An 8971-nucleotide genomic window follows, 5' to 3' on the forward strand; every position below is an offset into this window, starting at 1 on the left:
GCTGCGCCATCTGCCTGGGATGACCGCCATGACGGCGTCGAGCGTGTCGTCCTTCTACCGGCTGAAGCCGCACAGCTGGAGTTCTTCCTACACCTGGCTTGCCGACCGCGACCGCGAGGCGTCGCTGCGCATCTGCCCGACGGTGACGATCGGCGGACGGGATCCGGCGCGGCAATACAACATCGAATACCGGGCCGCCGACGCCACCGGCAATCCCTATCTGTCGCTGGCGGCGATCATCCGCGCCGGGCTGGAAGGGCTGAAGGCGGGCCTGCCGTCGCCACCTTTGGTCACCGGCGACCCGACACTGATGAGCGAGGCGGAGCGGGCAAGTCTTGGTCTGGTGCGCCTGCCCGAAACCCTGCCCGCGGCACTGGACGCGCTGCTGGCCGACGGCACCGTGACGGGATGGTTCGCGCCCGTCTTCATCGAAACCTTCGTCGGCCTCAAGCGACATGAAGCCGAGCGTCTTGCCGGTCTCGATCCGGCCTCCATCTGCGATCTCTACCGGACGCTCTATTGATGACCGCAGTGACAAAAAAAGATTGGCCCGAGGCCGTCGAGGCCCTCAACGAGCACGGCCGTTCCGATATCGTGCTGTTGTGCGAGCATGCGTCCAACCACATGCCGGTCGAGTATCGACAGCTTGGCCTCGATGCCCACCATCTGCAGCGCCACATCGCCTGGGATATCGGCGCCGCCGAAGTGACCCGCCTGCTGTCGTCGAAGCTCGATGCTCCGGCCTTCCTCAGCGGCTATTCGCGGCTGCTGATCGACCTCAACCGGCCACTGGGCACGCCAGGCAGCATTCCGGTACTGTCGGAAGACACCGACATTCCCGGGAATGTCGGCATCGATGCGGCGGAGCGGACCCGGCGCGCCGAGATCATCTTTTCGCCGTTCCATGACCGGGTGACCGCTTATCTCGACCGCCGGGCACAAGCAGGCCGGCAGACGCGGATCGTGACGATCCATTCTTTCACGCCGGTCTTCCTCGGCGTCAGCAGGCCCTGGCATGCCGGCGTGCTGCATGACCAAGCAAGAGGTCTCGCCGAAGCGATCCTTTCGGGCCTGCGCACCGATGCGGCGCTCAATGTCGCGGCCAACGTGCCCTATGTGATCAGCCGCGACGCCGACTACGCCGTGCCCATTCATGGCGACGATCGCGGCATCGCCGCCGTCCTCGTCGAGATCCGGCAGGATCTTTTGTCGACACGGTCCGGCATCGAGGAATGGGCGGACCGGCTGGCGGCGGCACTGCCGGCACTCGAGACGGAAACCGTGCCGTGAGCAATCCAAGCGAGCGCGACGCCGCGACCATCGCCCAGATCGGCAAGTTGCGTTTCTCGCCGCTCAACGTCATCGGCGGCCGGGGCAACCGGCTGATCGGCGGCTGCTGGCAATCACGTCCCGCGGCCACGGCTGCGGCAGAAATTACCCAAGCAGCCCCGCCTGATCGTTGCGCGGCATCTATTCCGCGATACGCACGATCAGCTTGCCGAAATTCTTGCCATCGAGAAGGCCGAGAAAGGCCTGTGGTGCATTTTCGATGCCATCGACGATATCTTCCCTGTAGCGGACGCGGCCGGACGATATCCATTCGGCCATCTCACGATAGAAGGCCGGGCGCTGGTCGACAAATTCACGCTGGATAAACCCCCTGATCGTCAGGCTGCGGTGCAGCACTTGCTGCATCAATACCGGCAACCGGTCGACGCCGGCATCCGCGATGACGTTGTACTGCGCGATCAGCCCGCAGACCGGCACACGCGCAAATTCGTTCAGCAGCGGAAACACCGCGTCCCAGACAGGACCACCGACATTCTCGAAATAGATGTCGATGCCACCGGGGCAGGCTGCCTTCAACTGCTCGGCAAAATCATCGGCACGGTGATCGACGACCGCATCGAAGCCGAGTTCGTCTCGCACGAAGGCGCACTTGTCGGCACCGCCGGCAATGCCGACGGCACGCGCGCCCTTGATGCGCGCGATCTGGCCAACGGCCGACCCGACCGCGCCGCTGGCGGCCGCCACGACGACCGTCTCGCCAGGCTTCGGCTGCCCGATGGTGAGCAGACCGGCATAGGCCGTGAAGCCCGGCATGCCGAGCACGCCAAGCGCCGTAGTGATGGGTGCCGCAGCGGGATCCAGCTTGCGCAGCCCGACACCGTCGGACAAGGCAAAACTCTGCCAGCCGGAATGGGACAACACGATATCCCCTTCGGTAAATTCCGGGTGGCGAGAGATCACGACGCGCGCAACGGTACCGCCTTCCATCACGCCGTCGACGTCGACGGGCCTGGCATAGGATTTCGTAGCGTTCATGCGCCCGCGCATATAGGGATCGAGCGACAGATAGAGGATCTGCAGCAGCAGTTCGCCCTCTCCCGGCTGGACGACATCAACCGTCTCGATGCGGAAATCATCCGGCTTTGGCCGGCCTTGTGGCCGCGCCGCGAGCACGATGCGGGTGTTGGACTGGATCGACATCGAAAATCTCCCTGCGAAGAAGGCTCTACTCGAAAAACCGGTTGGGCGGACGCTTCAGGCCGAGATTCTCGCGCAGTGTCGACCCTTCATATTGCCGCCTGAAGATCCCTCGCCGTTGCAATTCCGGCACCACCTTCTCGGCAAAATCATCGAGCCCGGCGGGCAGGTATGGAAACATGATGTTGAACCCGTCGGAACCCTCGCCGATCAGCCATTCCTCCATCTCGTCGGCGATTGTTTCAGGCGTGCCGACAAAAGCAAGGCCGGAATAGCCGCCCAGCCTTTGCGCAAGCTGCCTGACGGTCAGGTTCTCCTCGCGTGCCAGTTCGATGACGCGCTCGCGGCCACTCTTCGAGGCATTGGTCTCGGGGATTTCGGGCAAGGGCGCGTCGGGATCAAAACCGGACGCGTCATGTCCGATGGCGATCGACAGCGAGGCGATGCCGCTCTCGTAGTAGACGAGACTGTCGAGCTTCGCCCGCCTGGCCTGCGCGTCCTCGACGCTGTCGCCGACAACGACAAAGGCGCCGGGCAGGATCTTGATGTCGTCACGCGACCGGCCAAGCCTTTCCGCACGGCCTTTGACGTCGGCGAAGAAGCGCTGCCCGGCCGCGAGATCGGCATGGGCGGCGAAAATGACCTCCGCTGTCTCCGCCGCCAGTTGGCGTCCTGCCTCCGAGGCGCCGGCCTGCACGATGACCGGCCAGCCCTGGATTGGCCGCGCGATGTTGAGTGGGCCGCGCACCGAGAGATGCTCACCCTTGTGGTCGAGCACATGCAGCCTGGCCGGGTCGAAATAGAACCCGCTTTCGGCGTCGCGGATGAAGGCATCGTCGGCAAAGCTGTCCCACAGGCCGGTGACGACATCGTAGAATTCCCGGGCCCGCCGGTAGCGCTCGTCATGCTCGACATGCTCGTCGAGGCCGAAATTGAGCGCCGCATCCGGATTGGACGTGGTGACGATGTTCCAGCCGGCGCGTCCGCCGCTGATATGGTCGAGCGAGGCGAAGCGGCGGGCAACATGATAGGGCGCGTCGAACGTCGTCGATGCGGTGGCGACCAGCCCGATATGGTCGGTGACGGCGGCGAGCGCCGACAAAAGCGTGAACGGCTCGAACGAGGTGACCGTGTGGCTGCGCCGCAGCGCCTCGATCGGCATGTTGAGAACGGCCAGATGGTCGGCCATGAAGAAGGCGTCGAACTTCGCCGCCTCCAAGGTCTGGGCGAAGCGCTTCAGATGCGCGAAATTGAAATTGGCGTCGGCATAGGCGCCCGGATAGCGCCAGGCGCCGGTATGCAGGCTGACGGGGCGCATGAAGGCGCCGAGGTGCAATTGTTTTTGTGTCATGAAAGTCGTTTCGACCGATCGATACAGTCGAGCACTAGCGCTCGAATCCTAAACTCAGGATCGGACGGTCCGCGCAACTCGGGAAGATATCCTGTTCCTCCACACCGGCCTTTTGCAGCATAGGTTTTGCGCTGTCCGGGACCAGGACAAAAAATGGCCGGGCTCGAATGCGGCCCGGCCAAAAGAAGGTTTGAACCTTCAGAGGGGAACACCGTCCAGCGGAATGGGAGGAAACCGCTAAACGATTTTACCTTTTTGCGCCTATCTCGAAGCCTTGGCGACGAATGGCATTCCAAAAAACATATGAAACGGCAAAAATTCGTGCAGAGCTGAGTTCACGAAGCCGCCGCTCCGGCCTCGAGAAGATCGGCATAGTGGCGGCGTGCCACGTCGGGATGTGAACGCAGTCGGCTTTTGAGCACATTGGTGCCGACATCGCGAAACAACGGATTGTCCGGATCGCTTGCCGGCCCGCGCGCTTCGGCCGCCAATTCCTCGGGCAGGGTCAGAAGCGGTATGGTCGCGTCCAGCCGCGCACTGAAGAAGAAGGGAACGGAGATCCGCTCGACGCCGGCAGGCGGCGTCACGACGCGGTGAACGGTGGCACGCAAATACCCATTCGATGCCAGTTCGAGCAGTTCGCCAATGTTGACGACCAGCGTTCCAGGGAGCGGATCCACATTCACCCAGCTTCCGTCATATTCGACCTGCAGGCCCTTGTTGTCGTCCTGCAGCAGCAGGGTGAGGAAACCGCCATCCTTGTGCGCGCCGACGCCCTGGTCGCCTTCGGTCGCGTCACGGCCGGGATAACGGACGATCTTCATGCGATGGTTGGGCGAGTCCCGATAGATCGCGTCGAAGGCGTCCTCGGGCTGATCGAGCGATAGTGCGAAGGCTTTCAGCAGCCGAATGGCCACCGCGGTCGCCTTGGCCTGCCATGCAAGCAGTGCCGGCTTGAGCTCCGGCAGTGCAGACGGCCACTGGTTCGGCCCCTGCAGCCGTGTCCACGGTGCAATTCCAGGTCCCTGCGCTACGGGCTGGCGCTCGACGCCGATGTCGAGTTGCTCACGCCAGTCGGCCGCGCCCTTGGTCAGTTCGCCGCCGGCGCGGGTGTAGCCGCGAAACTGCTGGGATTTGACCATTTCGATGGCCAGCTTGTCGGCCTCCGGCAACGCGAAGAACCGTCGCGAGGCATCGAGCACGTCGTCGATCTCCGGGGCGGAAATTCCGTGGCCGCTGAGATAGAAGAAGCCAACGTCCCGGGCTGCCGTACGCAGGTCCAGGAGAAAGGTACGATACTCGGACGCACCTTGTTCGAGGCGGCTCAGGTCAAGCACCGGCACAATTCTGGGCATGGTCAGCTTCCTTCTTTTCTCTGCCCTGGCTTAGGAGAAGTAGAAGCGACCACCGGCAAGAGCTTCGAGCATGAATGCATCTCAAAGTGACACGCAAGGCGTGCCGATCAAAGCAACAGGAAGTCCAATCCGGGCCGGATGGAAGAACGTCAGCGCTGCATATTATGACCTGTCGGCAAATAATTTCCCAACAAGTGCTTTACCCGCCATGCCTCTCGTGGACCGCACTTTCCAGTGCGACAGCGTATAAGTCGCAGCGGAAGCGCAATCGCGCGTGATCGTCTGTAAATCCCGCCAGCCGACCGGCAGGACGGCTTCAAGCCAGCTCGAACCGCTCGATGGCGCGCATGATGCCGCGCAGCTCGGCGAGGCCCTTCAGCCGGCCGATCAGCGAATAGCCGGGGTTGATCCTGGTCTTGCCGATGTCGTCGGCAAGCAGATGGCCATGGTCTGGTCGCATCGGAATGCGCCAGTCGGCACGGCCTTCCCTGCGACGGCGCGCCTCTTCCTGCATCAGAGCGAGGATAACATGCGCCATGTCGGTGCCGCCTTCGAGATGCTCGGCTTCGTAGAACGAGCCGTCATCCTCGATGGTGATGTTGCGGAGGTGGACAAAGTGGATGCGGTCGGCGAATTCCTTGACCATGGCGACGATGTCATTGTCGGCGCGCGTGCCATAAGAGCCGGTGCAGAACGTCAGGCCGTTGGCGGGGCTGTCGACGGCGTTAAGGATGAAACGCGCATCCTCGGCTGTCGAAACGATGCGTGGCAAGCCATAGAGCGAGAAGGGCGGGTCGTCGGGATGGATGCACATGCGCACCCCCTCCTCTTCGGCCACCGGAATGATCTCGCGCAGGAACCAGGCAAGGTTTTGGCGCAGCTCCTTTGGTCCGATCGCATCGTAGTCCGCCAGGGCCTCGCGAAAACTGTCCCTGTCATAGCTGCGCTCGGTCGCCGGCAGGCCGGCGATCAGGTTGCGTTCGATCCTGTCGATCGCTTCGCTGCTCAATTCCTTCAGCCGCGCTTCCGCTTCGGCGATACGGGCAGCGGTATAGCCGGCTTCGGCATTGACGCGCTTCAGCACGAACAGGTCGTAGGCTGCGAAATCGATGGCGTCGAAACGCAGCGCATAGCCCGTCGTCGGCAGCCGATAGGCGAGATCCGTGCGGGTCCAGTCGACCACCGGCATGAAATTGTAGCAGACCGTCGCAATGCCGGCCTTGGCGAGCGCGCGGATTGAGTCGCGATAGTAGCCGGCGTAGCGCTCGCGTTCCGGCGCGCCGATCTTGAAGGAGTTGTGGACCGGAATGCTCTCGACCACCGACCATGTCAGGCCGGCGGCCTCGATGACACGCTTGCGCTCCAGAATGCTCTCGAGCGGCCAGGCGCGCCCGTCATAGATATCGTGCAAGGCGCTCACCACGCCGGTCGCACCGGCCTGCCTGACATGATCGAGCGTTACCGGGTCGTTTGGTCCATACCAGCGCCAGCACTGTTCCATTGCCGCTTCCTTCTGCGAGAGGATGGCAACCTATTGTTGGACCACAATGGGTGTCAAACTAGGAACCGGTTTCGGACAGCGAATGAAGGAGTTTTCCCAATGAAGGATTTGGACGGCAAGGTTGCCTTGGTGACGGGGACGACCGGGATTGGCCTCGCAACCGCCAGACGCCTCGCTGCAGGGGGCGCTGCGATCATCGCCTGCGGCATCGACCGCGCGGCCAACGCTGCGTTGAAAGCGGAACTGGAAAGCTCCGGAGCCGGGGCGCTGGTCATAGGCGCCGACGTCTCGGTGCCCGATCAGGTTCGCGACGCGGTCGCGGCCGGCGTGGAGCGGTTCGGCGGCCTCGATATCGTCGTCAATTCGGCGGCGGTGCATCCGTACGGAACCGCCGTCAGCACCGATTTCGAGACCTGGAACAAGGCGATGTCGGTCAATGTCGGGTCGATCTATCTGACCGCGCATTTCGGCATCCCGGAAATGGTCCGCAGGGGCGGCGGCGCCATCGTCAACGTCGCTTCGGTGCAGGGCTTTGCCTGCCAGCAAAACGTCGCCGCCTATGCCACCACCAAGGGCGCCATCCACACGCTGACGCGTGCCCTGGCCCTCGACCATGCGCGCTCCGGCATCCGCGTCAATTCCGTCAGCCCCGGCTCGATCCGCACCCCGATCCTGGAGAAGGCCGCCCGCGGCGAGAACGGCACGGACGCCGATGTCGAGGCCGCCTACAAGCGCTTCGGCGAAGCGCACCCCATCGGGCGCATCGGCGAGCCGGAGGAGGTGGCCGAACTTATCGCTTTCCTGTGTTCGTCGAAGGCCGGCTTCTGCACTGGCGCGGATTACAAGATCGATGGCGGCCTGACCGCCGGCATCGGCGTGAAGTAGATCGCGAATGGGGCCTGGCCTTTAGCGGGAGCGGCCGGCATCCGACAATTGGTTTGCCGAATTCTTGCAGATCAATGCTCAAGCAAATCGAACACCGCACGGGCCACGCCGAACACGAAAGGGGGCGGTGCGATCGATGAAATAATAGGCATTCTTGCCGATTGACAAAAACATCAACAGGCGACCAAGATCATATGACCATCAACGATATTGGTCCCGAGGTTGCCCCTCGGCATTGGCGTAAAGGAGAGCCAGATGCCCCTTCAGCAGAGAGTGACCCATCGTCCGAAACAACGTCCCGCCGCTCCCATCCTTGCCGCCGCACTGCTAGGCCTCGGCCTGATTACAGTGCCCGGCATCGGCCACGCCGAAGGGATCACGCTCAAGATTTTCGGCGGCTCGGCGCTCGACGAACTCGCGCCGCGTCAGCCGCCGGACGAGCAGAAGAAAATCCAGCAGCAGGTTATCGACGGCTTCCTCAAGGCCAACCCCGACGTCGCCGCGATCGAGTGGGATGCCCAGGGGCCACAAACCGATTCCATTCAGCGCGTGATGACCGCAAAACTTGCAAATCAGGAAATGGATCTGATCGCCTGCCCGGCCTTCTACACCAATGGTGCCTATGTCAGGCGCAAACTGGTGATGCCGATTACCGACAAGATCAAGCCGTTCCAGGACAGGATCGACGCCGCTGCACTTGGCGCCTTCACGGTCAACGGGCAAGTCTATGGCGTGCCGATCTCGACGCTGTCGACATCGACGATCTTCTACAATGTCGATCTCTTTCAGAAGCTCGCCATTCCTGTCCCGCCAACCTATGACGACCTGAAGGCAGCCGTGCCGAAGTTCAAGACCGCGGGCGTGATCCCTTTGCTGCATCAGGGCTCGAACACCGTGATGTGGCCGATGTGGTACTTCGAGACCTTTTCGCAGGCATCGGGCGACTCGGTCGGCAAGACGCAGAAGAACCTCGAGGGCACGGCGAAGTTCACCGACGCGCCCGATGTCGAGGGGTTCAAGCTGATCAAGCAATGGGTCGATGATGGCATCCTTTCCAAGGATTCGCTTTCCGTCGACCAGGACGGCATGCGTGCGGCCTTCGCCGCCGGCAAGAGCGCCATGTATTATGGCGGCACCTGGGAAATCCCGTCGCTCCAGTCGAGCGTCAAGGACTTCAAATGGGGCGTCTTCGCCTTTCCGAAAATGGACGGAACGCCGGGCGCGCCTGGCCATGGCGGCGGTGCCGACAACGGCATGTGCGTCGCCTCCTCGATCCCGCCCGAGAAGCTCGATGCCGCGGTCAAATTCATCGAATATCTGACACGGCCTGAAGTCGCGACGCTCTACCTCGCGCCGGAACAGCCGATCGCGGCCTCGATCAAGGGCGTGCCG

The 8971-nt window shown here is 62.8% G+C and carries 7 protein-coding genes and 1 pseudogene; 4 read left to right on the top strand and 4 right to left on the bottom strand.

Annotated elements, in window-relative coordinates; genetic code table 11:
- Together EN914_RS13945 and EN914_RS13950 are read left to right on the top strand one after the other, a co-directional pair.
- Positions 1-523, top strand: a pseudogene (locus EN914_RS13945) (glutamine synthetase); the annotation flags it as partial.
- A complete protein-coding gene (locus EN914_RS13950) occupies positions 523-1290 on the top strand; it encodes an N-formylglutamate amidohydrolase (RefSeq protein WP_024502302.1) in 768 nt (255 codons plus the stop codon). The pseudogene EN914_RS13945 and the gene EN914_RS13950, both read left to right, overlap by 1 nt.
- 180 nt (positions 1291-1470) lie before the next feature.
- On the opposite strand, the gene EN914_RS13955 is transcribed toward EN914_RS13950, so the two are convergent.
- From EN914_RS13955 to uxuA, 4 genes are all read right to left on the bottom strand, one after another.
- Positions 1471-2490 carry an NADP-dependent oxidoreductase gene (locus EN914_RS13955; RefSeq protein WP_024502301.1) on the bottom strand — a complete coding sequence of 340 codons (1020 nt, stop codon included), beginning with the start codon at positions 2488-2490 and terminating at the stop codon, positions 1471-1473.
- Between the two features lie 25 nt (positions 2491-2515).
- Positions 2516-3838 (bottom strand): LLM class flavin-dependent oxidoreductase, encoded by a 1323-nt coding sequence (locus EN914_RS13960; protein ID WP_013530314.1) that lies wholly within the window; start codon positions 3836-3838, stop codon positions 2516-2518.
- Positions 3839-4173: 335 nt separating this feature from the next.
- Positions 4174-5193, bottom strand: coding sequence for an isopenicillin N synthase family oxygenase (locus EN914_RS13965; RefSeq protein ID WP_024502300.1), 1020 nt, complete (start codon positions 5191-5193; stop codon positions 4174-4176).
- A gap of 316 nt (positions 5194-5509) precedes the next feature.
- Positions 5510-6694, bottom strand: a complete 1185-nt coding sequence (gene uxuA / locus EN914_RS13970; RefSeq protein WP_013530312.1) for a mannonate dehydratase — start codon at positions 6692-6694, stop codon at positions 5510-5512.
- Positions 6695-6793: 99 nt separating this feature from the next.
- On the opposite strand from uxuA, the gene EN914_RS13975 reads away from it, so the two are divergent.
- Together EN914_RS13975 and EN914_RS13980 are read left to right on the top strand one after the other, a co-directional pair.
- Positions 6794-7579, top strand: a complete 786-nt coding sequence (locus EN914_RS13975) for an SDR family NAD(P)-dependent oxidoreductase (RefSeq protein ID WP_024502299.1) — start codon at positions 6794-6796, stop codon at positions 7577-7579.
- A gap of 255 nt (positions 7580-7834) precedes the next feature.
- A partial coding sequence (locus tag EN914_RS13980; RefSeq protein ID WP_127389128.1) for an ABC transporter substrate-binding protein occupies positions 7835-8971 on the top strand: 1137 nt, incomplete at its 3' end.

It is taken from the genome of Mesorhizobium sp. M7A.F.Ca.CA.001.08.2.1 (assembly GCF_003998455.1).
Taxonomy (GTDB): domain Bacteria; phylum Pseudomonadota; class Alphaproteobacteria; order Rhizobiales; family Rhizobiaceae; genus Mesorhizobium; species Mesorhizobium ciceri.